Annotated in this window: 32 protein-coding genes; 2 read left to right on the top strand and 30 right to left on the bottom strand. The window is 58.9% G+C overall.

Features of this window, described 5'->3' with window-relative positions; translation table 11 throughout:
- Positions 1–39: 39 nt before the first annotated feature.
- The 29 genes from rpsK to rpsL all read right to left on the bottom strand — a co-directional run bounded on the left by rpsK (position 40) and on the right by rpsL (position 17,676).
- Positions 40–429 carry a 30S ribosomal protein S11 gene (rpsK, locus tag WGT02_RS09385; RefSeq protein WP_003547577.1) on the bottom strand — a complete coding sequence of 130 codons (390 nt, stop codon included), beginning with the start codon at positions 427–429 and terminating at the stop codon, positions 40–42.
- Positions 430–563: 134 nt separating this feature from the next.
- Complete coding sequence (rpsM, locus tag WGT02_RS09380) at positions 564–932, bottom strand: 30S ribosomal protein S13 (protein WP_024314765.1); 369 nt, start codon at positions 930–932, stop codon at positions 564–566.
- Between the two features lie 220 nt (positions 933–1,152).
- Positions 1,153–1,803: an adenylate kinase gene (locus WGT02_RS09375; RefSeq protein WP_024314766.1), complete on the bottom strand. Its 651-nt coding sequence runs from the start codon at positions 1,801–1,803 to the stop codon at positions 1,153–1,155.
- Positions 1,800–3,140, bottom strand: a complete 1,341-nt coding sequence (gene secY / locus WGT02_RS09370; RefSeq protein ID WP_024314767.1) for a preprotein translocase subunit SecY — start codon at positions 3,138–3,140, stop codon at positions 1,800–1,802. The genes WGT02_RS09375 and secY overlap by 4 nt, the downstream gene beginning before the upstream one ends.
- A 239-nt stretch (positions 3,141–3,379) precedes the next feature.
- Entirely contained in the window at positions 3,380–3,853 is a 474-nt protein-coding gene (rplO, locus tag WGT02_RS09365; RefSeq protein WP_208248189.1) for a 50S ribosomal protein L15, read from the bottom strand.
- Positions 3,854–3,868: 15 nt separating this feature from the next.
- Positions 3,869–4,078 carry a 50S ribosomal protein L30 gene (gene rpmD / locus WGT02_RS09360; RefSeq protein ID WP_007531681.1) on the bottom strand — a complete coding sequence of 70 codons (210 nt, stop codon included), beginning with the start codon at positions 4,076–4,078 and terminating at the stop codon, positions 3,869–3,871.
- Positions 4,079–4,092: 14 nt separating this feature from the next.
- Positions 4,093–4,662, bottom strand: coding sequence for a 30S ribosomal protein S5 (rpsE, locus tag WGT02_RS09355; RefSeq protein WP_016553561.1), 570 nt, complete (start codon positions 4,660–4,662; stop codon positions 4,093–4,095).
- A 132-nt stretch (positions 4,663–4,794) separates the two neighbouring features.
- Positions 4,795–5,157, bottom strand: a complete 363-nt coding sequence (rplR, locus tag WGT02_RS09350) for a 50S ribosomal protein L18 (protein WP_024314769.1) — start codon at positions 5,155–5,157, stop codon at positions 4,795–4,797.
- 12 nt (positions 5,158–5,169) lie between these two features.
- Complete coding sequence (gene rplF, locus WGT02_RS09345) at positions 5,170–5,703, bottom strand: 50S ribosomal protein L6 (RefSeq protein ID WP_024314770.1); 534 nt, start codon at positions 5,701–5,703, stop codon at positions 5,170–5,172.
- Between the two features lie 42 nt (positions 5,704–5,745).
- A complete protein-coding gene (gene rpsH / locus WGT02_RS09340) occupies positions 5,746–6,144 on the bottom strand; it encodes a 30S ribosomal protein S8 (RefSeq protein WP_003547562.1) in 399 nt (132 codons plus the stop codon).
- Positions 6,145–6,156: 12 nt separating this feature from the next.
- Positions 6,157–6,462, bottom strand: a complete 306-nt coding sequence (rpsN, locus tag WGT02_RS09335; protein ID WP_003573787.1) for a 30S ribosomal protein S14 — start codon at positions 6,460–6,462, stop codon at positions 6,157–6,159.
- Between the two features lie 32 nt (positions 6,463–6,494).
- On the bottom strand, positions 6,495–7,052 hold the full coding sequence (gene rplE, locus WGT02_RS09330) for a 50S ribosomal protein L5 (protein WP_024314771.1): 558 nt from the start codon (positions 7,050–7,052) through the stop codon (positions 6,495–6,497).
- The gene (gene rplX / locus WGT02_RS09325; protein WP_024314772.1) at positions 7,045–7,353 is read right to left on the bottom strand and encodes a 50S ribosomal protein L24; all 309 of its coding nucleotides are present in this window, start codon (positions 7,351–7,353) and stop codon (positions 7,045–7,047) included. The genes rplE and rplX overlap by 8 nt, the downstream gene beginning before the upstream one ends.
- A gap of 12 nt (positions 7,354–7,365) precedes the next feature.
- Positions 7,366–7,734, bottom strand: a complete 369-nt coding sequence (rplN, locus tag WGT02_RS09320; protein WP_007787738.1) for a 50S ribosomal protein L14 — start codon at positions 7,732–7,734, stop codon at positions 7,366–7,368.
- 260 nt (positions 7,735–7,994) lie between these two features.
- Positions 7,995–8,234 (bottom strand): 30S ribosomal protein S17, encoded by a 240-nt coding sequence (gene rpsQ, locus WGT02_RS09315; protein WP_007787739.1) that lies wholly within the window; start codon positions 8,232–8,234, stop codon positions 7,995–7,997.
- Positions 8,235–8,245: 11 nt separating this feature from the next.
- A complete protein-coding gene (gene rpmC / locus WGT02_RS09310) occupies positions 8,246–8,446 on the bottom strand; it encodes a 50S ribosomal protein L29 (RefSeq protein WP_016553554.1) in 201 nt (66 codons plus the stop codon).
- Between the two features lie 12 nt (positions 8,447–8,458).
- Positions 8,459–8,872 carry a 50S ribosomal protein L16 gene (gene rplP, locus WGT02_RS09305; RefSeq protein ID WP_003573792.1) on the bottom strand — a complete coding sequence of 138 codons (414 nt, stop codon included), beginning with the start codon at positions 8,870–8,872 and terminating at the stop codon, positions 8,459–8,461.
- A gap of 36 nt (positions 8,873–8,908) precedes the next feature.
- Positions 8,909–9,628 carry a 30S ribosomal protein S3 gene (gene rpsC / locus WGT02_RS09300; protein ID WP_208248191.1) on the bottom strand — a complete coding sequence of 240 codons (720 nt, stop codon included), beginning with the start codon at positions 9,626–9,628 and terminating at the stop codon, positions 8,909–8,911.
- Complete coding sequence (gene rplV / locus WGT02_RS09295; protein WP_007787740.1) at positions 9,628–10,017, bottom strand: 50S ribosomal protein L22; 390 nt, start codon at positions 10,015–10,017, stop codon at positions 9,628–9,630. The genes rpsC and rplV overlap by 1 nt, the downstream gene beginning before the upstream one ends.
- A 2-nt stretch (positions 10,018–10,019) precedes the next feature.
- On the bottom strand, positions 10,020–10,298 hold the full coding sequence (rpsS, locus tag WGT02_RS09290) for a 30S ribosomal protein S19 (RefSeq protein WP_007531666.1): 279 nt from the start codon (positions 10,296–10,298) through the stop codon (positions 10,020–10,022).
- Positions 10,299–10,313: 15 nt separating this feature from the next.
- Positions 10,314–11,150, bottom strand: a complete 837-nt coding sequence (gene rplB / locus WGT02_RS09285) for a 50S ribosomal protein L2 (RefSeq protein WP_024314773.1) — start codon at positions 11,148–11,150, stop codon at positions 10,314–10,316.
- An 11-nt stretch (positions 11,151–11,161) separates the two neighbouring features.
- Positions 11,162–11,455, bottom strand: a complete 294-nt coding sequence (locus tag WGT02_RS09280; protein ID WP_208248193.1) for a 50S ribosomal protein L23 — start codon at positions 11,453–11,455, stop codon at positions 11,162–11,164.
- Entirely contained in the window at positions 11,452–12,072 is a 621-nt protein-coding gene (rplD, locus tag WGT02_RS09275) for a 50S ribosomal protein L4 (RefSeq protein ID WP_208248195.1), read from the bottom strand. The genes WGT02_RS09280 and rplD overlap by 4 nt, the downstream gene beginning before the upstream one ends.
- 13 nt (positions 12,073–12,085) lie before the next feature.
- Complete coding sequence (gene rplC, locus WGT02_RS09270; RefSeq protein ID WP_024314776.1) at positions 12,086–12,727, bottom strand: 50S ribosomal protein L3; 642 nt, start codon at positions 12,725–12,727, stop codon at positions 12,086–12,088.
- Positions 12,728–12,761: 34 nt separating this feature from the next.
- Positions 12,762–13,070, bottom strand: coding sequence for a 30S ribosomal protein S10 (rpsJ, locus tag WGT02_RS09265; RefSeq protein ID WP_003547547.1), 309 nt, complete (start codon positions 13,068–13,070; stop codon positions 12,762–12,764).
- Positions 13,071–13,381: 311 nt separating this feature from the next.
- Positions 13,382–14,557: an elongation factor Tu gene (gene tuf / locus WGT02_RS09260; RefSeq protein WP_037069361.1), complete on the bottom strand. Its 1,176-nt coding sequence runs from the start codon at positions 14,555–14,557 to the stop codon at positions 13,382–13,384.
- A gap of 69 nt (positions 14,558–14,626) precedes the next feature.
- Positions 14,627–16,726: an elongation factor G gene (gene fusA / locus WGT02_RS09255; protein ID WP_024318421.1), complete on the bottom strand. Its 2,100-nt coding sequence runs from the start codon at positions 16,724–16,726 to the stop codon at positions 14,627–14,629.
- A gap of 29 nt (positions 16,727–16,755) precedes the next feature.
- Complete coding sequence (gene rpsG, locus WGT02_RS09250) at positions 16,756–17,226, bottom strand: 30S ribosomal protein S7 (RefSeq protein ID WP_024318422.1); 471 nt, start codon at positions 17,224–17,226, stop codon at positions 16,756–16,758.
- Between the two features lie 78 nt (positions 17,227–17,304).
- Entirely contained in the window at positions 17,305–17,676 is a 372-nt protein-coding gene (rpsL, locus tag WGT02_RS09245) for a 30S ribosomal protein S12 (protein ID WP_003547537.1), read from the bottom strand.
- A 484-nt stretch (positions 17,677–18,160) separates the two neighbouring features.
- Here rpsL and WGT02_RS09240 point away from each other — a divergent pair, with 484 nt between their 5' ends.
- Positions 18,161–18,454: a hypothetical protein gene (locus tag WGT02_RS09240; RefSeq protein ID WP_024318423.1), complete on the top strand. Its 294-nt coding sequence runs from the start codon at positions 18,161–18,163 to the stop codon at positions 18,452–18,454.
- A gap of 6 nt (positions 18,455–18,460) precedes the next feature.
- The gene (locus WGT02_RS09235) at positions 18,461–18,889 is read left to right on the top strand and encodes an NUDIX domain-containing protein (RefSeq protein WP_208248197.1); all 429 of its coding nucleotides are present in this window, start codon (positions 18,461–18,463) and stop codon (positions 18,887–18,889) included.
- Positions 18,890–18,975: 86 nt separating this feature from the next.
- On the opposite strand, the gene rpoC is transcribed toward WGT02_RS09235, so the two are convergent.
- The gene (gene rpoC / locus WGT02_RS09230) at positions 18,976–23,187 is read right to left on the bottom strand and encodes a DNA-directed RNA polymerase subunit beta' (RefSeq protein WP_037125792.1); all 4,212 of its coding nucleotides are present in this window, start codon (positions 23,185–23,187) and stop codon (positions 18,976–18,978) included.
- Positions 23,188–23,300 lie beyond the last annotated feature (113 nt).

Genomic DNA, 23,300 nt, shown 5'->3' with positions numbered 1-23,300 from the left:
GGGCGAAAATCCGCTCACCGGCGTTGTGAGTGGCGATGATCAGACGCGGCGCTTCTTGCGCGGGCGGCAGCCATTGTGCGGGATCGGCGTCACGTCGCGGATGGACGTGATCATGAAACCAGCAGCCTGGAGCGCGCGCAGAGCGGATTCGCGACCCGAACCCGGACCGCAAACTTCGACTTCCAGCGACTTCATGCCATGTTCCTGAGCCTTCTTGGCGCAGTCTTCAGCAGCGATCTGGGCAGCGAACGGGGTTGACTTGCGCGAGCCCTTGAAGCCCTTGGCGCCAGCCGACGACCAGGCAATCGCGTTGCCCTGTGCGTCAGTGATGGTGATCATCGTGTTGTTGAAGGTCGAATTGACGTGGGCAACACCCGACGAAATGTTTTTACGTTCGCGACGGCGAACGCGTACGGCTTCCTTGGCCATCTAAATCCCTTTCTTGGATCTCTTCACCGCCGTAATGCCAGCGGCTACACCGGAACGAGACCTTGCGGCCCTGCCCGAAACTCAAAAGAGGCCGGCGCAGACCGCCAGCCCCCTCACCTCCGGTTTCCCGGAAATTACTTCTTCTTACCAGCGATAGCCTTTGCCGGGCCCTTGCGGGTACGAGCATTGGTGTGCGTGCGCTGACCGCGGACCGGAAGACCACGGCGATGACGCAGGCCGCGGTAGCAACCGAGGTCCATCAGACGCTTGATGTTCATCGAGGTTTCGCGACGCAGGTCACCTTCGACCTGATAGTCACGGTCGATGGTTTCACGGATCTGCAGGACTTCGGAGTCCGTCAGCTGATGGACGCGCTTGTCAGCCGGCAGGCCAACCTTTTCCATGATTTCCTGCGCGAATTTTGAACCGATCCCGTGAATGTACGTCAGCGCGATAACGACGCGCTTCGCAGTCGGGATGTTGACGCCAGCGATACGTGCCACGCCTATTCTCCTTGCGTTCCCGTTGCCATCCGGCAAGAGGTTTTTCGTTGCGCAGCCGAACCGGCCGCTCGTTCAAATTTGGGTTCGTACATGTCAAAAAGACCGAACCCGGACTTCCCTGGAAATCCGCGCCGATCGCATCAAATGTCGCGAGTTGGCGCGGTGTTTAGCGGAATCAGTGCTGAAAAGCAACCGCTTCCGCCAAGTTTATTTTCAAAGACTAAAGCTTCGAAAGTACCTTATCGATCTCGCCGGTGACGTGATCGATGTCCGCCATGCCATCGACCGACCTCAACTTGCCCTTGGCATAGTAGTAGCCGATCAGTGGAGATGTCTCCTTGTAGTAGGCCTGCAGGCGCGTGACGACCGTTTCACGGTTGTCGTCGGGACGGCGCTTGAAGTGTGTCGAGCCGCAACGGTCGCAGACGCCTTCTACCTTCGGCTTGACGTTGGTGTCGTGGTAGCCTGCACCGCAGTTGGCGCAGGTGTAGCGTCCGGAGACGCGGTCGGCGAGGACGTTGTCGTCGACCTGGATCTCGATCACGGTGGAGAGTTCCAGGCCCTTGCTCTTCAGCATGGTTTCCGTGGCGTCGGCCTGAACCAGCGTGCGCGGAAAACCGTCGAGAATGAAACCCTTGCCGCAATCTGGAGCATCCAGACGCTCGGAGACGATGGCATTGACGATCTCATCGGAGACAAGCTTGCCGGCGTCCATGACGGCCTTTGCCCGCATGCCTACCTCCGTACCAGCCGCAACGGCAGCACGGAGCATGTCACCCGTGGAGAGTTGCGGAATTCCGTACTTCTCCACGATCCGCTGAGCCTGGGTCCCCTTACCCGCACCCGGCGGCCCTAACAGTATGAGTCTCATCGCCCCCTCTTTCCTCCGCGCAACTTCGATTTCTTGATCAGGCCTTCGTACTGCTGTGCGATCAGATGACCCTGAATCTGTGCCACCGTATCGAGAGTTACGCTAACCACGATCAAGAGCGAAGTGCCACCCAGGGACAACGGAATGCCCGTTTGCGACACAAGAATTTCAGGCAGAATGCACACGAAAACGAGGTAGATCGCGCCAATTACCGTAATGCGGGTCAGCACGTAGTCGATATATTCTGCGGTCCGCTCACCCGGACGGATACCGGGGATGAAGCCGCCATGCTTCTTCAAATTGTCGGCCGTGTCCTTCGGGTTGAAGACGATCGCCGTGTAGAAGAAGGCGAAGAAAGCGATCAGCATGCCATAGAAAAGCATGTAGAGCGGCTGGCCGTGCCCAAGCGCGGCCACAATCGAGGTTGCCCATGCAGGCAAGGACGAGGTGTTTGCGAAGCCTGCGAGCGTCGCTGGCAGCAACAGCAGCGAGGACGCGAAGATCGCCGGGATAACACCCGAGGTGTTGAGCTTCAGCGGCAGATGCGAGGTATCGCCCTGGAACATGCGGTTGCCGACCTGACGCTTCGGATACTGGATCAGAAGGCGGCGCTGCGCGCGTTCGACGAAAACGATGATGGCGATGACCCCAATCGCGACGAGGATGACCGCGAGAATCAGCGTCGTCGACAGGGCGCCTGTGCGGCCGAGTTCAAGGGTGCCAGCAAGAGCCTGCGGAAGGCCGGCTGCGATCCCTGCGAAAATGATCAGGGAAATGCCGTTACCAATGCCGCGCGAGGTGATCTGCTCGCCGAGCCACATCAGGAACATCGTGCCGCCGAGCAGCGTAACAACCGTGGAAACGCGGAAGAAGATGCCCGGATCGACAACCAGGCCGTTGCCGCTCTCAAGACCGACGGAAATGCCGTAGGCCTGAAGCGCACCGAGGAGGACCGTACCGTAGCGCGTGTACTGGTTGATGATCTTGCGGCCCTGTTCGCCTTCCTTCTTCAGGTTTTCGAGCGCCGGGACGACCGAGGTCATCAGCTGCACGATGATCGAAGCAGAAATGTAAGGCATGATGCCGAGCGCAAAGATTGCCATGCGCTGCACGGCACCACCCGAGAACATGTTGAAGAGGCCGAGAATGCCTCCCGCCTGGCCACGGAAGGCCTGGGCATAAGCTTCTGGATTGAGGCCTGGGAGCGGAATGTGCGTACCCAGCCGGTACACGAGGAGAGCTGCCAGTGTGAACCACAGGCGCTTCTTGAGATCCTCGGCTTTGGCGAAGGTCGAGAAATTGAGGTTGGAAGCCAACTGTTCCGCTGCAGACGCCATGCGTTTCTCCGCGCTACCAATTTCGGGCTCAAGCCAAGCGAGGTGCCGGACCCGGAATCAGCATTCTGAATTATTCAAAAGCGGGCTTCGGACGGATTGCGGACGCAACCTATGCCTCACCCATGTGTTCGTTCCTACCGCCCATGACGCACGTGCGTCCAGCCGGTTTTTGTGAGGCTCACATATGGGAGCAAAATCGCCCGGTGTGAAGCACCCCGGGCGACTTATCATAAGATTAATTATTCTGCAGCTGCGGCAGAAAGAAGCGTGACGGAACCGCCTGCCTTTTCGATCTTTTCGATCGCCGGCTTGGAAGCGCCAGCAACTTCGAACTTGACCTTTGCCTTCAGCTCGCCGTCTGCGAGAACGCGAACACCGTCCTTGACGCGGCGGATAACGCCGGCAGCCTTCAGAGCTGTTGCGTCGACAGTTGCCTTCGCGTCGAGCTTGCCAGCGTCGATGGCAGCCTGAACACGCTCAAGCGACACGACGACGAAGTCGGCCTTGAAGATGTTGTTGAAGCCGCGCTTCGGCAGGCGACGGTAGATTGGCATCTGACCGCCTTCAAAACCGTTGATGGCAACGCCAGAACGGGACTTCTGACCCTTTACACCGCGACCACCGGTCTTGCCCGAACCCGAACCAATACCGCGGCCAAGGCGCTTGCGGCTGTGGGTTGAACCTACGTTGTCTTTGATTTCATTGAGTTTCATAGTGAATCTCCCGGCTTACTTCTCGTCGACGACGCGAACGAGATGCTGGACAGCACGGATCATGCCACGAACGGAAGGGGTATCTTCCAGCGTGCGGCGACGGTGCATCTTGTTAAGTCCGAGGCCAATCAGCGTGCGCTGCTGGACGTCCGGACGACGAATCGGGCTGCCGATCTGTTCGACAGTAACCGTCTTCGCTTCAGTCTTCTTGGTAGCCTTAGCCATCTGTCAGACTCCTCTTATTCTTCAGAGGCATTGCCAGAAGCGGCACGGCGAGCCTGGAGCGTTGCATACTTGATGCCGCGCTGAGCTGCGATGTCCTTCGGGTGAACCTGGTGCTTCAGGGCGTCGAAGGTAGCGCGAACCATGTTGTATGGGTTCGAGGAACCGGTCGACTTGGCGACGACGTCGTGAACGCCGAGCGTTTCGAAAACGGCGCGCATCGGGCCACCGGCGATGATACCGGTACCGACCTTGGCCGAACGAAGCAGAACCTTGCCAGCGCCATGGCGGCCATGAACGTCGTGATGCAGCGTACGGCCGTCACGAAGCGGTACGAAGATCAGTTCGCGCTTAGCGGCTTCAGTCGCCTTGCGGATTGCTTCCGGCACTTCGCGCGCCTTGCCGTGACCGAAGCCAACGCGGCCCTTCTGGTCACCTACGACGACGAGAGCGGCGAAACCGAAACGGCGGCCACCCTTTACAACCTTGGCAACGCGATTGATCGCGACCAGCTTGTCGACGAATTCGCTATCGCGTTCTTCGCGGTTCTGGCGATCGTCGCGAGAACCTCTTCTTTCCTGTGCCATTGTCCTTTTCCTTTTTCTTTTCCGGGTGCAATCGGCAAACAAAACGAAGACCGCATCGGCCTCCCCTTTCGAGACGCCTGCGGTCCGGTGAGATCCGGCCGGTGCCCTAGGGCTTGCCGGCCGGAAACTTTATTAGAAGGACAGACCGCCTTCGCGGGCTGCTTCTGCCAGAGCCTTGATACGGCCGTGGTAGATGAAGGCGCCACGGTCGAATACCACGTCCTTGACGCCTGCCTTCGATGCGCGCTCAGCAACGAGCTTGCCTACGAGGGTCGCTGCTGCCGTGTCAGCACCGGTCTTCAGAGAACCGCGCAGATCCTTGTCGAGGGTCGAGGCAGACGCGAGCGTCTTACCGGCGACATCGTCAATGATCTGAGCATAGATGTTCTTCGACGAGCGATGAACCGACAGGCGCGGCCGACCGTTGGCCACCGACTTGAGGTGACGACGCACGCGGTTGGCACGACGTGCAAGTGCTTCTTTCCTGCTAGCCATTTCGCGTGATCCTTACTTCTTCTTGCCTTCTTTGCGGACAATCCGCTCTTCGGCATACTTGACGCCCTTGCCCTTGTAAGGCTCAGGACCGCGGTATTCGCGGATTTCAGCGGCAACCTGGCCGACCTGCTGCTTGTTGATGCCGGAAACGACGATTTCCGTCGGCTTCGGCACAGCGATCGTAATGCCCTGCGGCGGCTCATAAACCACGTCGTGGCTGAAGCCGAGCGCCAGCTGCAGGTTCTTTCCCTGCAGGGATGCGCGGTAACCAACGCCGTTGATTTCGAGCTTGCGCTCGTAGCCGTCCTTGACGCCCTTGAAGATGTTCTCGATCATCGTGCGGGACATGCCCCACTTCGAACGAGCTTCCTTCGACTGCGTGAGCGGCGTTACAACAACCGCATTATCCTCGAGCTTGATGCCGATTCCGTCATTTGCGACGAAGAACAGTTCGCCCTTCGGGCCCTTTGCAGTGACCTTCTGGCCTTCGACCGTAGCCGTGATCCCAGCAGGTACCTGAACGGGCCTTTTACCGATACGAGACATGTTTCAATCCTGTCTGTTCGCTATGGAGATCCTTGCTCTGTCTTAGAAGACCGAGCAAAGAACCTCGCCACCAACGTTCTGTTCGCGAGCCTGGTGATCGGCCATCACGCCCTTCGGGGTCGAAAGGATAGTGATGCCGAGGCCGTTCGCGACCTGCGGAATGGACTTGACCGAGACATAAACCCGGCGGCCCGGCTTGGACACACGGCCGATCTCACGGATCACCGATGCGCCTTCGTAGTACTTGAGCTCGATGCTGAGTTCCGACTTGCCATTGCCGAAATCGACAACGGAATAGCCACGGATGTAGCCTTCGGACTGCAGAACATCGAGAACGCGTGCACGGAGCTTCGAAGCAGGCGTCGAGACCGACGACTTGCGGCGAGAAGCGCCGTTGCGGATGCGAGTGAGCATATCGCCCAACGGATCAGTCATTGTCATCTAACCTGCTCCTTACCAGCTCGACTTGACGATGCCCGGCACCTTGCCGAGATTGCCGAGTTCACGCAGCGCGATACGCGACATGCGCAGTTTGCGGTAGTATGCGCGCGGACGGCCCGATACTTCGCAACGATTGCGAATGCGGGTCTTGGATCCATCGCGCGGCAGGGATGCCAGCTTGATCGAGGCCTTGAACCGCTCTTCGATCGGAAGAGCCTGGTTCATGATGATCGCCTTCAACGCAGCCCGCTTAGCGGCCTGGTTGGCGACCGTAGTACGGCGGCGCTTGTTCTTTTCAACTGCGCTTGTCTTCGCCATGTGCGGTTCCTTTTCTACGCTCGTCGTTACGGTTACTGACGGAACGGGAAGTTGAACTCTGTCAGCAGAGCCCGTGCTTCGTCGTCCTTCGTTGCCGTCGTGCAAACGATGATGTCCATGCCCCACATCTGATCAACCTTGTCGTAGTTGATCTCAGGGAACACAATGTGCTCCTTGATGCCCATGGCGAAGTTGCCACGGCCGTCAAAGCTTTTCGGGTTCAGGCCACGAAAGTCGCGAACGCGCGGAAGCGCGATGTTGATCAGACGGTCCAGGAACTCGTACATGCGAGCGCCGCGCAGGGTAACCTTTGCGCCGATCGGCATATCTTCGCGGACCTTGAAGCCAGCGATGGAGTTGCGTGCACGGGTGATGACCGGCTTCTGACCAGCGATAGCAGCCAGGTCAGCTGCAGCAACAGTCGGCTTCTTCGAATCAGCCGTTGCTTCACCAACACCCATGTTGATTACGATCTTGTCGAGCTTCGGGATCATCATCTCGTTGGCGAAGGAGAACTTCTCCTGCATCGCCGCGCGGATGCGCTCAACATATTCCTTCTTGAGCCGCGGCTCGTACTTTGCCTCAGCCATCGATCACATCTCCAGAACGCTTAGCCACACGGACCTTCTTGCCGTCAACAACCTTGAAACCAACGCGGGTCGGCTTGCCGTCCTTGTCGATGATTGCAACGTTGGACAAGTGAACCGAGGCTTCCTTGCTGATGATGCCGGCTTCCTGGGTCTGCGTCTGGCGCTGATGGCGCTTTACAACGTTGACGCCACGAACAACGGCGCGATCTTCCTTAGGCAGAACCTGAAGGACTTCGCCGGTGCGGCCCTTGTCCTTGCCTGCGAGCATGACGACCTTGTCGCCCTTACGAATCTTTTGCATCGTTCGCGCTCCTTACAGTACTTCGGGAGCCAGCGAGATGATCTTCATGTGGTTCTTGGCGCGAAGTTCGCGCGGAACCGGTCCGAAGATACGGGTGCCGATCGGCTCTTTCTTGTTGTCGATGAGGACTGCTGCATTTGTGTCGAAACGGATGATGCTGCCATCAACGCGACGGATTTCCTTGGCGGTACGAACAACCACCGCCTTCATCACGTCACCCTTCTTCACGCGGCCACGCGGGATCGCTTCCTTGATCGAAACGACGATAACGTCGCCGATCCCGGCATACTTGCGCTTCGAGCCGCCCAGCACCTTGATGCACATGACACGACGTGCGCCGGAATTATCCGCCACGTCGAGGTTTGTTTGCATCTGAATCATATCAGGTCGCCTTCTTGGTTTACCGGAATGGTTGGGCTGCGAGCCCCCTTCCCCGGCATATGAAAATTGTCAGCCGGCCGCTTGCTACGAGAGCAGGCGAAAACACGGCATAGCTTGAATAGCGCGGGATCGATCGTGCCAGGGTGGTTTCCCAACGGGACCTTCCGTGCGCTCAAAGCAAAAGAACGCCCGACGGACGAGCGTTCTTTTGCTGCTTCATACAGATATTTCCGCGAGACGCAAGGCCTCGCGCAAAAATCTTACTTGGCCTGGGCGGAAACGACCGTCCAGCGCTTGTCCTTCGAGATCGGCGCGCATTCCTCGATGGATACGGTATCGCCGATCTTGTACTGGTTGTTTTCGTCGTGAGCCTTGTACTTCTTGGAACGACGAACGGTCTTCTGGAGCAGCGGGTGAGCAAAACGACGCTCAACGCGAACTACGACAGTCTTCTCGTTCTTGTCGCCAACGACAACGCCCTGCAGAATGCGCTTCGGCATGATCTTTTCCTTTACGCCTTTGCTTCTGCCGCCTTCTGGCGGGCAATGGTTTTCACGCGGGCGATGTCCTTGCGAACTTCGTTGACGCGAGAGGACTTTTCGAGCTGACCGGTGGCCTTCTGGAAGCGCAGGTTGAACTGCTCCTTCTTCAGGTCGGCAAGCTTGTCCTTGAGCTGATCGGCCGTCAGGCCGCGAACTTCTTCGGCTTTCATGTGCCTTGCTCCTTACTCTGCAATGCGCTGTACGAAGCGCGTCTTGACCGAGAGCTTGGCAGAGCCGAGGCGAAGCGCTTCGCGAGCGATTTCTTCGCTAACGCCGTCGATTTCGAACATCATACGGCCTGGCTTGACCTTGCATGCCCAATATTCAACAGAGCCCTTACCCTTACCCATACGGACTTCGGTCGGCTTTGCGGTTACCGGAACATCCGGGAACACGCGGATCCATACACGGCCGGCGCGCTTCATGTAACGCGTGATCGCGCGGCGGGCCGCTTCGATCTCGCGTGCATTGACGCGGTTCGGCTCTTGAGCCTTAAGGCCGAATTCACCGAAGGCGAGGTCTGAACCACCCTTGGCGACGCCCTTGATGCGGCCCTTAAATTGCTTGCGGTACTTGGTACGCTTTGGCTGCAACATTTTCTTATTCTCCGAACTTATCTGCCACCAACGCCATTAAGCGTTGTCGCGGCGACGATCGCGATCACGGCTTGCCGGACCCTGAGCGTCACCCTCGAGTGCGCGGCGCTCGGAGGCCATCGGATCGTGCTCAAGGATTTCGCCCTTGAAGATCCAAACCTTGATGCCGCAGATGCCGAAAGCGGTTTCCGCTTCAGCCGTACCATAGTCGATGTCAGCACGCAGCGTGTGCAGCGGAACGCGACCTTCGCGGTACCACTCCGTACGAGCGATTTCTGCACCGCCGAGACGGCCTGCGCAGGTGATCTTGATGCCTTCGGCGCCAAGACGCATTGCAGACTGAACGGCACGCTTCATGGCGCGACGGAAAGCAACACGACGCTCGAGCTGCTGAGCGATCGACTGTGCGACGAGCGTAGCGTCGACTTCCGGCTTGCGAACTTCAACGATGTTGAGGTGCGTTTCGGAATTCGTCATCTCCGACAGCTTCTTGCGGAGCTTGTCGATGTCTGCGCCCTTCTTGCCGATGATCAGGCCCGGACGAGCCGAGTGGATCGTGACGCGGCACTTCTTGTGCGGACGCTCGATGACCACCTTGGCGATACCGGCCTGCTTCAGTTCGCTCATCACGAACTCGCGCATCTTCAGGTCTTCGTGCAGCAGCTGGCCGTACTCGGCATTGTCCGCAAACCAGCGGCTATCCCAGGTACGGTTGATGCCAAGACGGAAACCGATTGGATTGATTTTCTGACCCATTATGCGGCCTCCTCTTGTGCCTGCACTTCGCGGACAACGATCGTGAGGTGCGCGAACGGCTTCTCGACGCGAGATGCACGGCCACGGCCACGAGCGTGGAAACGCTTCATGACGATCGACTTGCCTACGTAGGCTTCTGCGACAACCAGCGTGTCAACGTCGAGATCGTGGTTGTTCTCGGCGTTTGCGATCGCAGATTCGAGCGTCTTCTTGACGGCGCCTGCGATGCGCTTGCGGGAGAATTCCAGCTCAGCGAGTGCACGATCGACCTTCTTGCCGCGGATAGCCGCAGCAACGAGGTTGAGCTTCTGTGGGCTGACGCGGAGCGTACGGGCGACTGCTTGCGCCTCGTTGTCCTTCAGCCGGCGTTCGGCTTTTGCCTTGCCCATGATTACTTCCTCTTTGCCTTCTTGTCCGCACCGTGACCGTAGTAGGTCCGGGTCGGAGAGAATTCACCGAATTTGTGGCCGACCATGTCTTCATTGACGCTGACCGGAACATGCTTGCTGCCGTTGTAGACGCCGAAGGTGAGACCGACGAACTGCGGCAGGATCGTGGAGCGACGGCTCCAGATCTTGATTACTTCTGCACGTCCGCCTTCACGAACCTTCTCAGCCTTCTTGAGAAGATAGCCGTCAACGAACGGACCTTTCCATACTGAACGAGCCATTGGAGACTTCCTCTCTTACTTCTTACGCTGATGACGCGAGCGCATGATCATCTTGTCGGTCGACTTGTTCGACCGGGTGCGCTTGCCCTTGGTCGGCTTGCCCCACGGAGTTACCGGGTGACGACCACCAGAGGTACGGCCTTCACCACCGCCGTGCGGATGGTCGACCGGGTTCATGACGACACCGCGGTTATGCGGACGCTTGCCGCGCCAAACAGTACGACCGGCCTTGCCGTCATTGATGTTGGCGTGGTCAGGGTTGGAGACGGCTCCGATCGACGCAAGGCAGGAGCCATGGACGAGGCGCTGTTCACCGGAGTTCAGGCGAAGGATCGCCATGCCCTGGTCGCGGCCGACGAGCTGTGCGTAACCACCGGCGGAGCGGGCGATCTGACCACCCTTGCCCGGCTTCATTTCCACGTTGTGGATGATGGAGCCGACCGGAATGAACTGCAGCGGCATCGTATTGCCGGGCTTCACGTCGACAGCCTTTTCCGAAGCGATGACCTTGTCGCCGGCAGCAAGGCGCTGCGGAGCGAGGATATAGGCCTTCTCGCCGTCAGCATAGCTCACCAGCGCGATGAAAGCCGTACGGTTCGGATCGTATTCGATACGCTCGACGGTGCCCTCGACGTCGAACTTGCGACGCTTGAAGTCGACCAGACGATAAGTGCGCTTGTGACCGCCGCCGATGAAGCGGGCAGTGATGCGGCCGAGGTTGTTACGACCACCGCTCTTAGTCAGACCTTCCGTCAGCGCCTTGACCGGCTTGCCCTTGTAGAGCGAGGAGCGATCGACGATGACCAGCTGACGCTGGCTCGGGGTCGTCGGATTGAATGTTTTCAATGCCATCTTTTTATTCCTCAGAGACCGGTGGAGACGTCGATCGTCTGGCCTTCAGCCAAAGTCACGACAGCCTTCTTCACGTCCTTCTGCTTGCCGACAATACCGCGAAAACGCCTGGTCTTGCCCTTACGGAGCAGAGTGTTGACGGCCGTGACCTTGACGCCGAAGAGCGCCTCGACTGCAGCCTTGATTTCCGGCTTCGACGCCGTCTTGGCGACATTGAAAACAACCTGGTTGCTTTCCGATACCAGAGTGGACTTTTCGGTGATCGCCGGCGAGACGATCACATCATAGTGGCGAAGATCGGTCACTTGAAACGCTCCTCTAGAGCTTCAACGGCTGCCTTGGAAAGCACGAGCTTGCCGCGGCGCACGATGTCATAAACGTTGATGCCCTGGATCGGCAGAACATCGATATTCGGGATGTTCTTGGCTGCGAGCTTGAAGTTGCCATCAAGTTCAGCGCCACCGATGAAGAGAGCGTTGGTCAGGCCGAGCGTCTCGAAGGTCGATGCCAGTGCCTTGGTCTTTGCTTCAGCAGCGACTAGGTTGTCGATGACGATGACATCATCGGACTTCAGCTTTGCCGAAAGAGCGAGGCGCAGGCCGAGCGCGCGAACCTTCTTCGGAAGGTCGTGTTCGTGGCTGCGAACAACCGGGCCGTGAGCCTTACCACCGCCGCGGAACTGCGGAGCGCGAGCCGAATGGTGACGAGCGCGGCCCGTACCCTTCTGCTTGTACATCTTGGCACCGGTGCGCCATACTTCGGCGCGGCCCTTGGCCTTGTGCGTGCCCTGCTGCTTCTTGGCAAGCTGCCAGCGGATGACGCGGGCGAGAATGTCTTCGCGGGGCTCGAGGCCGAAAATCGCGTCAGAAAGAGAAACCTTCCCTGCGTCTTTTCCCTCGAGGGTCTTGACGTTGAATTCCATTGGTCTGGCTCCCTTACTTCGCGGCCGACTTGACGGCGTCGCGCACAATGATCCAGGCACCCTTGGAACCGGGTACTGCACCCTTGATCAGGATCAGACCGCGATCTTCATCGGTCGAAACCACTTCAAGGTTCTGAGTCGTAACGCGCGTCTGGCCCATGTGACCAGCCATCTTCTTGTTCTTGAAAACCTTGCCCGGATCCTGGCGCGAACCCGTCGAACCATGCGAGCGGTGCGAAACAGACACACCGTGCGTGGCGCGAAGACCGCCGAAACCGTGACGCTTCATGGCGCCCGCAAAGCCCTTACCGATCGTCGTACCCGTCACATCGACGAGCTGACCAGCTGCGAAGTGACCAGCCTTGAGCTCGGTGCCAACCTCGAGGAGGTTGTCTTCCGTGACGCGGAATTCCGCGAGCTTGGCCTTCGGCTCGACGTTGGCGACAGCGAAGTTACCGCGCATCGCCTTCGACGTATTCTTGACCTTCGCCGCGCCAGCACCGAGCTGAACTGCGGCGTAGCCGTTCTTTTCCACTGTGCGCTGGGCCACAACCTGGCAGCCTTCCATGCGCAGTACAGTTACCGGAACATGCTCCCCGGCGTCGTTGTAGACGCGGGTCATGCCCACCTTTTGTGCAATCACACCTGAACGCATCGGTTCAATCCTTCCAACTCAGCTCGAGCAGGGCTCAGAGCTTGATCTCAACATCGACACCAGCGGCGAGATCGAGCTTCATCAGCGCGTCTACCGTCTGCGGTGTCGGGTCAACGATGTCGAGAAGGCGCTTATGCGTGCGCATCTCGAACTGCTCGCGGCTCTTCTTGTCGATGTGTGGGGACCGGTTGACCGTAAACTTCTCGATGCGAGTCGGAAGCGGAACGGGGCCCCGGACACTAGCTCCGGTGCGCTTCGCCGTCGACACGATCTCGCGCGTCGAAGCGTCGAGAATGCGGTGATCGAACGCCTTCAGGCGAATGCGGATATTTTGGCCGTTCATTCGACGTTATCCTTGTGTTTGTTATCCCGCGCGCCTTTCGGTTAGGCACGGGCTGTTTTTATTCCTAAGGCGGACCACCGGTTTCAAAGATCGAGAGAGGCGCCGGGTTACGGTGCCCCTATCCAGTCTTCAGGCCTTCCAGCCCACCTTATTGTTTGCTGTAGTCACCCGCTTCGATGAGCGAAGCAGGGCGCAAATAGCGCTCGCGCGCCATTTGCAACATTTTACTGTAATAAGCAAGCGGCCAAAGCCACTTGCTTCATAATATTGTCATCGAACCGGCCGCTCCCGTGGAGCGGCCGTTGCGAAGATTACTCGACGATGGAGGCAACGATGCCTGCGCCGACGGTACGGCCGCCTTCGCGGATCGCGAAGCGCAGCTTTTCTTCCATCGCGATCGGAACGATCAGCTCGACGTCAACCGTGACGTTGTCGCCAGGCATAACCATTTCCGTGCCTTCCGGCAGCGTGACGATGCCCGTCACGTCCGTCGTGCGGAAGTAGAACTGCGGACGGTAGTTCGTGAAGAACGGCGTATGACGGCCGCCTTCTTCCTTCGTCAGGATGTAGGCTTCGGCCTTGAACTTCTTGTGCGGCTTGACAGAGCCCGGCTTGCATAGGATCTGACCACGCTCGACGCCGTCACGGTTCACACCGCGAACGAGAGCGCCGATGTTGTCGCCAGCCTGGCCCTGATCGAGCAGCTTGCGGAACATTTCAACGCCGGTCACCGTCGTCTTCGAGGTCGGGCGGATGCCGACGATTTCGACTTCTTCGCCAACCTTGACGATGCCACGCTCGACGCGGCCGGTCACAACCGTACCACGGCCCGAGATCGAGAACACGTCTTCGATCGGCATCAGGAACGGCTGGTCGATCGGACGCTCAGGCGTCGGGATATAGGCGTCAACGGCTGCCATCAGCTCGCGGATCGCGTCTTCGCCGATCTTCTTGTCCGAGTCTTCCAGAGCAGCAAGAGCCGAGCCCTTGATGACCGGAATGTCGTCGCCCGGGAAGTCGTAGGACGACAGCAGTTCGCGCACTTCGAGCTCGACGAGTTCGAGAAGCTCGGCATCGTCAACCTGGTCGACCTTGTTGAGGAACACGACAATCGCAGGAACGCCGACCTGGCGAGCCAGCAGGATGTGCTCGCGGGTCTGCGGCATCGGGCCGTCAGCAGCCGAGCAAACCAGGATCGCGCCGTCCATCTGCGCCGCACCGGTGATCATGTTCTTGACGTAGTCGGCGTGGCCGGGGCAGTCAACGTGAGCATAGTGGCGGGCTGGGGTCTCGTATTCGACGTGGGCCGTCGAAATGGTGATGCCGCGGGCCTTTTCTTCCGGCGCAGCGTCGATCTGGTCGTACGCCTTGAACTCGCCGAAATACTTCGTGATCGCTGCCGTCAGAGACGTCTTGCCGTGGTCAACGTGGCCGATCGTGCCGATGTTAACGTGCGGCTTGTTGCGCTCAAACTTACTCTTTGCCATGTGGGCTCTCCACTCTTTTAAGGTCCCCTGAGGGATCTAATTTTTGTTATCGGTCAATTGGTATTCCGGTCACTTCTGACCGGAATACTTTGCCTGGATTTCCGTTGCGACGTTCGACGGGACCGGCGAATAGTGATCAAAGGTCATCGTGTACTGCGCGCGGCCCTGAGACATGGAGCGCAGGTTGTCGACGTACTTGAACATGTTCGCCAGCGGAACGTTGGCGTTGATGACAACCGCTACACCACGGCTTTCCTGGCCCTGGATCTGGCCACGACGGGAGTTCAGGTCGCCGATCACGTCACCGACGTAATCTTCAGGCGTTACGACTTCGACCTTCATCATCGGCTCGAGCAGCTGAGCGCCGGCCTTCTTGGCTGCTTCACGGAAGCAAGCACGCGAGGCGATTTCGAAGGCCAGAACCGACGAGTCGACGTCATGGAAGGCACCGTCGATGAGCGTCGCCTTGACGCCGAGCATCGGGAAGCCAGCCAACGGGCCGGACGACAGAACGCTTTCGATCCCCTTCTGAACGCCCGGGATGTATTCCTTCGGAACAGCACCGCCGACGATCTTGGATTCGAACTTGAAGTCTTCGCCTTCCGGGTTCGGTTCGAAGACGATCTTGACGCGCGCGAACTGGCCGGTACCACCGGACTGCTTCTTGTGCGTATAGTCTTCCTCGTGCTGGCGCGTGATGGTTTCGCGGTAAGCAACCTGCGGAGCACCGACGTTTGCTTCAACCTTGAATTCGCGACGCATACGGTCAACGATGATGTCGAGGTGAAGCTCGCCCATGCCGGCGATGATCGTCTGGCCGGATTCCTGGTCGGTCTTAACGCGGAAGGACGGGTCTTCAGCAGCCAGGCGGTTGAGCGCGAGGCCCATCTTTTCCTGGTCGCCCTTGGACTTCGGCTCGATCGCGATTTGGATAACCGGCTCAGGGAATTCCATGCGCTCGAGAATAACAGGCTTCAGCGGATCGCAGAGCGTGTCACCCGTGGTGGTTTCCTTGAGGCCGGCGAGAGCAACGATGTCGCCTGCGAAGGCTTCTTCGATGTCTTCGCGCGAGTTCGAGTGCATCTGCAGCATACGGCCGACACGCTCGCGCTTGTCCTTGACCGTGTTCAAAACCGACGAACCCTTTTCGAGCTTGCCGGAGTAGATGCGCGCGAAGGTCAGCGAACCGACGAAGGGGTCGTTCATGATCTTGAACGCGAGCATCGAAAGCGGCTCGGAATCGTCAGCATGACGCTCGATTTCGGCTTCCGTCTTGAAGTCGATGCCCTTGATCGCCGGAATGTCGAGCGGCGACGGCAGGTAGTCGACAACGGCGTCGAGTAGCGGCTGAACGCCCTTGTTCTTGAAGGCCGTGCCGCAGAACATCGGGTGGAACTTGACGTCGATCGTGCCGCGGCGAACGAGCGCACGGATCTGATCGTTGTCGGGCATGTTGCCTTCGAGGTAGGCTTCCATCGCGGCTTCGTCGATCTCGACAACGGTCTCGATCAGCTTTTCGCGATACTCTTCAGCCTTGGCCTTCAGGTCGTCCGGGATTTCGACGACGTCCCACTGGGCGCCGAGCGATTCATCGCGCCAGACGAGAGCATTCATCTCGATCAGGTCGACAACACCCTTGAACTCTGTTTCTGCGCCGATCGGCAGCTGCATGACAACAGCAGTCGCACCGAGACGGGTCTTGATCATCTCAACCGAGCGGTAGAAGTCCGCGCCGGTCTTGTCCATCTTGTTGCAGAAGATCATGCGCGGAACGTTGTACTTCTCAGCCTGACGCCAGACGGTTTCCGTCTGCGGCTCTACGCCTGCGTTGGCATCGAGAAGAGCAATAGCACCGTCGAGAACGCGCAGCGAACGCTCGACTTCGATGGTGAAGTCGACGTGGCCGGGGGTGTCGATGATGTTGAAGCGGCGCGTCTTGCCGTCGCGACCCTTCCAGTAGGTCGTGGTCGCAGCGGAAGTGATCGTGATGCCACGCTCCTGCTCCTGCTCCATCCAGTCCATGGTGGCTGCGCCGTCGTGCACTTCACCGATCTTGTGGGACTTGCCGGTGTAGTAAAGAATACGCTCGGTCGTCGTCGTCTTGCCGGCGTCAATGTGCGCCATGATACCGAAATTTCGGTAGTCTTCGATTTTATATTCGCGAGCCATTGTGGACTGCCTTTCGAACCCGTTCGGGATTACCAGCGATAATGCGAGAACGCACGGTTGGCATCAGCCATCTTATGCGTGTCTTCGCGCTTCTTGACCGCGGAACCACGGTTGTTGGATGCATCGAGAAGCTCGCCCGACAGTCGGTCGACCATGGTCGTTTCGTTGCGCTTGCGCGCGGCAGCGATCAGCCAGCGGATGGCCAGGGCCTGACGGCGCTCCGGACGAACGTCGACCGGAACCTGATAGGTAGCACCACCAACGCGGCGCGAACGGACTTCAACGTGCGGAGCAACGTTGTCCAGAGCCTGATGGAACACGCCGAGCGGCTCCTGCTTGGACTTGCCCTGTACGGAGTCAAATGCGCCGTAGACAATGCTTTCAGCGACGGACTTCTTGCCGTCAAGCATGATGGCATTCATGAACTTGGTGACGATGAGATCGCCGAACTTCGGGTCCGGGTTGATCTCGCGCTTTTCTGCTCTGTGACGTCTGGACATACTTCTCGTCTCTTAACCGTTAAGGCGCTTTATCACGCGGAGGACCTCACGCAGCGCCGGATTTCTTAAAAACCCGAATTACTTCGGACGCTTCGCACCGTACTTCGAACGGCGCTGCTTGCGGTTCTTGACACCCTGGGTATCGAGAACGCCGCGAATGATGTGGTAACGGACACCCGGAAGGTCCTTAACGCGGCCGCCACGGATCATGACGACAGAGTGTTCCTGAAGGTTGTGACCTTCGCCGGGAATGTAACCAATGACTTCGAAGCCGTTGGTCAGACGGATCTTTGCGACCTTACGGAGAGCCGAGTTCGGCTTCTTCGGCGTCGTCGTGTAGACGCGGGTGCAAACGCCGCGCTTCTGCGGGTTTTCCTGCAGGGCAGGAACCTTATTACGCTTTACGTTCGCCTGACGCGGCTTGCGGATAAGCTGGTTTACGGTAGGCATTCAACCATCCCTTACGTTTATATCTCAATCCCTTGCGGGCGTAACTCGCGCCGTCTCCGGCAAGATCACACGCTTGTCTCAATGCGCAAAACGTGGCCCGATCCGCTTTCGCAGATGGACCAGAGAGAGCAGAGGACGCAAAAGACATGCGTCGTGCGTGCAGGCATCATATCTTCAACGTGCGTTTCGGACCTTGTTTGAGGTGATCTCCGGAGCGCGTCGCCCCGAATGGCCATGCCTCACATGGGTCCGGATGGCGCGGGTACTACTGGTTTCCCGTCGTCTCGTCAAGGCCTTGAGAAATAAACTTCGGCCAAACGCCTTGAAACCGGGTCATTCCGCGCTCTTTTGGCGCTTCTAGGCGAATTCACTGCGGCGCGGCAAGATAAACTTGAGCATCGCGACAAAAAGCGGCTATGGAATCACCGATTGCAGACGCTAAGCGCATGACATCAGATTCAAATCTCGAATCGAAGGACATCCGATGATTACTGCCCCCGACAACGACAATAATTCCGAAGGCCCGATGGTCTTCATCATCATCGGCAAGGGCTATCAGTCCGATGACAGCGAGGGCGTCGACCTCCACATCATGCTCAAGGCCGCCGATGACGACAGCGCCGTGCGCGAGGCTCTGAACGCACTGGCCGAGGAAGGCTTCATCGAGGCAGATCTCGACCAGATCGGCATGCTGACCGAGGTACCAGAAGAGGAGCCGCACGCCTCCGCTTACCAGGGAGCCGTCGACGGCGAAGTCGCGATCATCCGCTTCAGCTGAGACCCGATGAAGCCGAATGCGCTCAAGGTGCTGATCTATGCCACGTGGCACGACCGGCTACTGGTTTTCGATGAGCCCGACTTTCCCGAGGTCGCGCTCCAGGTTCCCGGCGGTACGGTTGAGGCCGGCGAAGATGTCGGTGCCGCGGCACTTCGGGAATTCTCGGAAGAGACCGGGATCCTGCCCGCAACTCGCCTCGCCCCGCTCGCCGTCCATGACTATCGCTTTTCCAAAGACGGCACCGAAACTTGCCACCGGCGGCACTACTTCCACGTTTCCCTCGAAGGTAAGCAGCCCGCCACCTGGCTGCATCGGGAAATGACGCCGTTCAGCGGCGGAGGGCCAATCCTGTTCCGTTTCTTCTGGCTCAGCTTCGACCACGCCCGCACACGGCTCGGCTACGGCATGGAGCATGGATTGCCGCTGCTTAGCTGAGCCTCTCACCAGTAATAACGAACCAAAAACGAAAGCCGCCCGGATCGCTCCGGGCGGCTTTTCAATTCTGAGAACCAAACTGCCGATTATTCGGCAGCCGGCGCGCTCTCGCCTGCGAGATCCTGCAGCATCGGGGTGGCGACATCGGCGCCCGTGCCCTTGCGGCGTTCTTCGAGGATCATCTCGTCGCGCGACGTCGCGATGCGGCGGATCTGGGTCATCGTGCCACCGGTACCGGCCGGGATCAGGCGGCCGACGATGACGTTTTCCTTCAGACCCTGCAGGCCGTCGGTCTTGCCGGCGATTGCAGCCTCCGTCAGCACCTTCGTCGTTTCCTGGAAGGACGCGGCGGAGATGAAGGATGGGGTCTGCAGCGACGCCTTGGTGATACCGAGCAGAACCGGATCGCCATAAGCAGGCTTCTTGCCCTGTTCGATCAGCGCATCGTTGACGTCTTCGAGCTCGATGCGGTCGACGTTGTCGCCGACGATGTAGGTCGAGTCGCCTGCATCGGTGATTTCCACCTTCTGCAGCATCTGACGCACAATCACTTCGATGTGCTTGTCGTTGATGACAACGCCCTGCAGGCGATAGACTTCCTGGATTTCGTTGACCAGGTACGAAGCCAGAGCTTCGACGCCCTTGATCGCCAGGATGTCGTGCGGAGCCGGGTTACCGTCGAGGATGTAGTCACCCTTCTCGATATAGTCGCCTTCCTGAAGGTGGAAGGGCTTGCCCTTCGGGATCAGGTATTCGACCGGCTCGACACCGTCTTCCGCCGGCTCGATGATGACGCGACGCTTGTTCTTGTAGTCGCGGCCGAGGCGGATCGTACCATCGATCTCAGCGATGATGGCGTGGTCCTTCGGACGACGAGCTTCGAACAGTTCGGCAACGCGCGGCAGACCACCGGTGATGTCCTTGGTCTTGGCGCTTTCGAGCGGCGAACGTGCAAGCACGTCACCTTGAGACACCTTCGTGCCCGGCTCGACCGACAGGATCGCATCGACCGAAAGCAGGAAGCGAGCGTCACCACCTCGGGACAGCTTCATGACATTGCCGCTGGCGTCCTTGATGACGATTGCCGGCTTGAGGTCCGAACCACGCGGGGTCGAACGCCAGTCGATAACCTGACGCTTGGTGATACCCGTGGATTCGTCGGTCGCTTCAAGAACCGACAGACCGTCGACAACGTCTTCGAACTGAACGGTACCGGCTACTTCCGTCATCATCGGGCGGGTGTAGGGGTCCCACTCTGCCAGACGCTGGCCGCGCTTGACCTTGTCGCCTTCGTCGACGTGCAGCTTCGAACCGTAGGCCACACGCTGCGAGGAGCGCTCGACACCACGTTCGTCCAGGATCTGGACGGTCATGTTGCGGCCCATAGCAACGAGGTTGCCATCCGAGTTGCGTAGCAGGTTGCGGTTCTTGATCTGAACCGTACCTTCATACGAAGCTTCCAGGAACGACTGGTCGACCACGGTTGCCGTGCCACCAAGGTGGAACGTACGCATGGTGAGCTGCGTGCCCGGCTCGCCGATCGACTGAGCGGCGATAACACCGACCGCTTCGCCCATATTGACAGGCGTGCCGCGCGCAAGGTCACGACCGTAGCAGACCGCGCAAACGCCGGTCTGGATTTCGCAGGTCAGGGCCGAACGGATGCGGATCGACTGGATACCAGCCTTTTCGATCTCGATGACATCGGGTTCGAGGATCATCTTGCCGGCGTCAACGAGGCGCTCACCCGTAACCGGATGATCGATATCGTCGAGAGCCGTACGACCGAGAATACGCGCGCCGAGCGAGGCAACGACCTGACCGGCATCGACGATGGCAGTCATGGTGAGGCCGGTATCGGTACCGCAATCGACCGAGTTGACGATGCAATCCTGGGCGACGTCGACGAGACGGCGTGTCAGGTAACCGGAGTTCGCGGTCTTCAAGGCGGTGTCTGCGAGACCCTTACGGGCACCGTGCGTCGAGTTGAAGTACTCGTTGACGGTCAGGCCTTCCTTGAAGTTCGACGTGATCGGCGTTTCGATGATTTCGCCCGACGGCTTGGCCATGAGGCCGCGCATGCCGCCCAGCTGACGCATCTGGTTCGGAGAACCACGGGCGCCGGAGTGCGACATCATGTAGATGGCGTTCATGGGCTTCTGACGACCGGTGGTCTTGTCGAATTCGACGGCTTTGATGCGCGCCATCATGTCTTCGGCGACCTTCTCGGTGGCCTTGCCCCAGGCGTCGACGACCTTGTTGTACTTTTCGCCCTGGGTGATCAGGCCGTCATTGTACTGCTGTTCGTATTCCTTCACCAAGTTTTCGGTATCACCGACGATCTTCGCCTTGGTTTCCGGAATGACCATGTCGTCCTTGCCGAACGAAATGCCGGCGCGGCACGCATGGCTGAAGCCGAGCTGCATGATACGGTCGCAGAAAATGACCGTGTCCTTCTGGCCGCAATGACGGTAGACCGCGTCGATCATCTTCGAGATGTTCTTCTTGGTCATTTCCTGGTTGCAGATGTCGAAGGTCACCTTGCCGTTCTTCGGCAGAAGTTCGCCAATGAGCAGACGGCCCGGCGTCGTTTCGTAGATCTTCGAATACGGCTTGCCGTCCTCGCCGACCGACTTGAAGCGACCGCGGATCTTGGTGTGCAGCGTCACGACCTTGGTCTCGAGCGCATGATGCAGTTCGCCGAGATCGGAGAAGGCCATGCCTTCGCCCGGCTCGTTCTGATTCATGATCGAGAGGTAATAGAGGCCGAGAACCATATCCTGCGACGGAACGATGATCGGTGCACCGTTTGCCGGGTGCAGGATGTTGTTCGTCGACATCATCAGAACGCGGGCTTCGAGCTGGGCTTCGAGTGACAGCGGCACGTGAACGGCCATCTGGTCGCCGTCGAAGTCGGCGTTGAATGCCGTGCAGACGAGCGGGTGCAGCTGGATAGCCTTGCCTTCGACCAGGGTAGGTTCGAAGGCCTGGATGCCCAGGCGGTGCAGCGTCGGCGCGCGGTTCAGGAGAACGGGATGCTCGCGGATGACCTCGTCGAGGATATCCCAAACCTCAGGTTTTTCCTTTTCGACCAGCTTCTTGGCCTGCTTGACCGTCGAGGAGTAACCCTTGGCGTCGAGACGGGCATAGATGAACGGCTTGAAGAGCTCGAGCGCCATCTTCTTCGGAAGACCGCACTGATGCAGCTTCAGTTCCGGACCGGTCACGATGACCGAACGGCCGGAGTAGTCGACGCGCTTGCCGAGCAAGTTCTGACGGAAGCGGCCCTGCTTGCCCTTGAGCATGTCGGACAGCGACTTCAGCGGACGCTTGTTGGCGCCGGTGATAACGCGGCCACGGCGGCCGTTGTCGAAGAGCGCGTCCACAGATTCCTGCAGCATGCGCTTTTCGTTGCGGATGATGATGCCCGGAGCGCGCAGTTCGATCAGGCGCTTCAGACGGTTGTTACGGTTGATGACGCGGCGGTAGAGATCGTTGAGGTCCGACGTCGCGAAACGACCGCCATCAAGCGGAACGAGCGGGCGCAGGTCCGGCGGGATCACCGGAACGACCTTCATGATCATCCATTCCGGGCGGTTGCCCGACTCCATGAAGTTCTCGACGATCTTCAGGCGCTTCATCAGCTTCTTCTGCTTGAGATCCGACGTCGTGTCGGCAAGCTCAGAGCGCAGATCGCCAGCGATCTTCTCGAGGTTCATCGAGGCCAGCATCTCGTAGATGGCCTCAGCGCCGATCATGGCCGTGAACTGGTCTTCGCCATATTCGTCGACGGCCAGCATATACTCTTCTTCCGAGAGGAGCTGGTGCTCCTTGAGGGCGGTGAGGCCCGGCTCGGTGACGATGTAGTTTTCGAAGTAGAGAACGCGCTCTACATCCTTCAGCGTCATGTCGAGCAGCGTCGAGATGCGGCTCGGCAGCGACTTCAGGAACCAGATGTGGGCAACGGGAGCTGCGAGCTCGATGTGGCCCATGCGCTCACGGCGAACGCGCGACAGCGTGACTTCGACGCCGCACTTTTCGCAGATGATGCCCTTGTACTTCATGCGCTTGTACTTGCCGCACAGGCACTCGTAGTCCTTGATCGGTCCGAAGATGCGCGCGCAGAAGAGACCGTCGCGTTCCGGCTTGAACGTGCGGTAGTTGATGGTTTCCGGCTTCTTGATCTCACCGTAAGACCAGGAAAGAATCTTCTCCGGAGAAGCAATCGAAATCCGGATGGAATCGAAGTTCTGTGCAGGCACCTGCGGATTGAAAAGATTCATGACCTCTTGGTTCATGCCTGTCTCCTTCATGGGCGGATGCGCCCTTAGCTTGCATGGACGGCGGCAAATCCCGGGAGCCGCGCCAACGCTCAAAACGACAATAACCGCAGAATGCGGCGAAATCGTCC

The organism is Rhizobium sp. T1470, assembly GCF_042140505.1.
GTDB classification, from domain to species: Bacteria; Pseudomonadota; Alphaproteobacteria; order Rhizobiales; family Rhizobiaceae; genus Rhizobium; species Rhizobium favelukesii.
This window is presented reverse-complemented; position numbering and strand designations above follow the sequence as displayed.

Bases quoted from the DNA above. Each gene is read 5' to 3' on its own strand.
- rpsK (WP_003547577.1), bottom strand. From the start codon at position 429: ATGGCCAAGGAAGCCGTACGCGTTCGCCGTCGCGAACGTAAAAACATT.
- WGT02_RS09375 (WP_024314766.1), bottom strand. From the start codon at position 1,803: ATGAGACTCATACTGTTAGGGCCGCCGGGTGCGGGTAAGGGGACCCAG.
- secY (WP_024314767.1), bottom strand. From the start codon at position 3,140: ATGGCGTCTGCAGCGGAACAGTTGGCTTCCAACCTCAATTTCTCGACC.
- rplO (WP_208248189.1), bottom strand. From the start codon at position 3,853: ATGAAACTCAATGAAATCAAAGACAACGTAGGTTCAACCCACAGCCGC.
- rpmD (WP_007531681.1), bottom strand. From the start codon at position 4,078: ATGGCTAAGGCTACCAAGAAGACTGAAGCGAAGACGGTTACTGTCGAA.
- rpsE (WP_016553561.1), bottom strand. From the start codon at position 4,662: ATGGCACAGGAAAGAAGAGGTTCTCGCGACGATCGCCAGAACCGCGAA.
- rplR (WP_024314769.1), bottom strand. From the start codon at position 5,157: ATGGCTAGCAGGAAAGAAGCACTTGCACGTCGTGCCAACCGCGTGCGT.
- rplF (WP_024314770.1), bottom strand. From the start codon at position 5,703: ATGTCTCGTATCGGTAAAAGGCCCGTTCAGGTACCTGCTGGGATCACG.
- rpsH (WP_003547562.1), bottom strand. From the start codon at position 6,144: ATGACAATGACTGATCCGTTGGGCGATATGCTCACTCGCATCCGCAAC.
- rpsN (WP_003573787.1), bottom strand. From the start codon at position 6,462: ATGGCGAAGACAAGCGCAGTTGAAAAGAACAAGCGCCGCCGTACTACG.
- rplE (WP_024314771.1), bottom strand. From the start codon at position 7,052: ATGGCTGAGGCAAAGTACGAGCCGCGGCTCAAGAAGGAATATGTTGAG.
- rplX (WP_024314772.1), bottom strand. From the start codon at position 7,353: ATGCAAAAGATTCGTAAGGGCGACAAGGTCGTCATGCTCGCAGGCAAG.
- rplN (WP_007787738.1), bottom strand. From the start codon at position 7,734: ATGATTCAGATGCAAACAAACCTCGACGTGGCGGATAATTCCGGCGCA.
- rpsQ (WP_007787739.1), bottom strand. From the start codon at position 8,234: ATGCCGAAGCGCATTCTGCAGGGCGTTGTCGTTGGCGACAAGAACGAG.
- rpmC (WP_016553554.1), bottom strand. From the start codon at position 8,446: ATGAAAGCCGAAGAAGTTCGCGGCCTGACGGCCGATCAGCTCAAGGAC.
- rplP (WP_003573792.1), bottom strand. From the start codon at position 8,872: ATGTTGCAGCCAAAGCGTACCAAGTACCGCAAGCAATTTAAGGGCCGC.
- rpsC (WP_208248191.1), bottom strand. From the start codon at position 9,628: ATGGGTCAGAAAATCAATCCAATCGGTTTCCGTCTTGGCATCAACCGT.
- rplV (WP_007787740.1), bottom strand. From the start codon at position 10,017: ATGGGCAAGGCAAAAGCCGAACGCCGGCTGAAGGACAACGAGGCGCAA.
- rpsS (WP_007531666.1), bottom strand. From the start codon at position 10,298: ATGGCTCGTTCAGTATGGAAAGGTCCGTTCGTTGACGGCTATCTTCTC.
- rplB (WP_024314773.1), bottom strand. From the start codon at position 11,150: ATGGCATTGAAAACATTCAATCCGACGACCCCGAGCCAGCGTCAGCTG.
- rplD (WP_208248195.1), bottom strand. From the start codon at position 12,072: ATGGAATTCAACGTCAAGACCCTCGAGGGAAAAGACGCAGGGAAGGTT.
- rplC (WP_024314776.1), bottom strand. From the start codon at position 12,727: ATGCGTTCAGGTGTGATTGCACAAAAGGTGGGCATGACCCGCGTCTAC.
- rpsJ (WP_003547547.1), bottom strand. From the start codon at position 13,070: ATGAACGGCCAAAATATCCGCATTCGCCTGAAGGCGTTCGATCACCGC.
- tuf (WP_037069361.1), bottom strand. From the start codon at position 14,557: ATGGCAAAGAGTAAGTTTGAGCGCAACAAGCCGCACGTTAACATCGGC.
- fusA (WP_024318421.1), bottom strand. From the start codon at position 16,726: ATGGCTCGCGAATATAAAATCGAAGACTACCGAAATTTCGGTATCATG.
- rpsG (WP_024318422.1), bottom strand. From the start codon at position 17,226: ATGTCCAGACGTCACAGAGCAGAAAAGCGCGAGATCAACCCGGACCCG.
- rpsL (WP_003547537.1), bottom strand. From the start codon at position 17,676: ATGCCTACCGTAAACCAGCTTATCCGCAAGCCGCGTCAGGCGAACGTA.
- WGT02_RS09240 (WP_024318423.1), top strand. From the start codon at position 18,161: ATGATTACTGCCCCCGACAACGACAATAATTCCGAAGGCCCGATGGTC.
- WGT02_RS09235 (WP_208248197.1), top strand. From the start codon at position 18,461: ATGAAGCCGAATGCGCTCAAGGTGCTGATCTATGCCACGTGGCACGAC.
- rpoC (WP_037125792.1), bottom strand. From the start codon at position 23,187: ATGAACCAAGAGGTCATGAATCTTTTCAATCCGCAGGTGCCTGCACAG.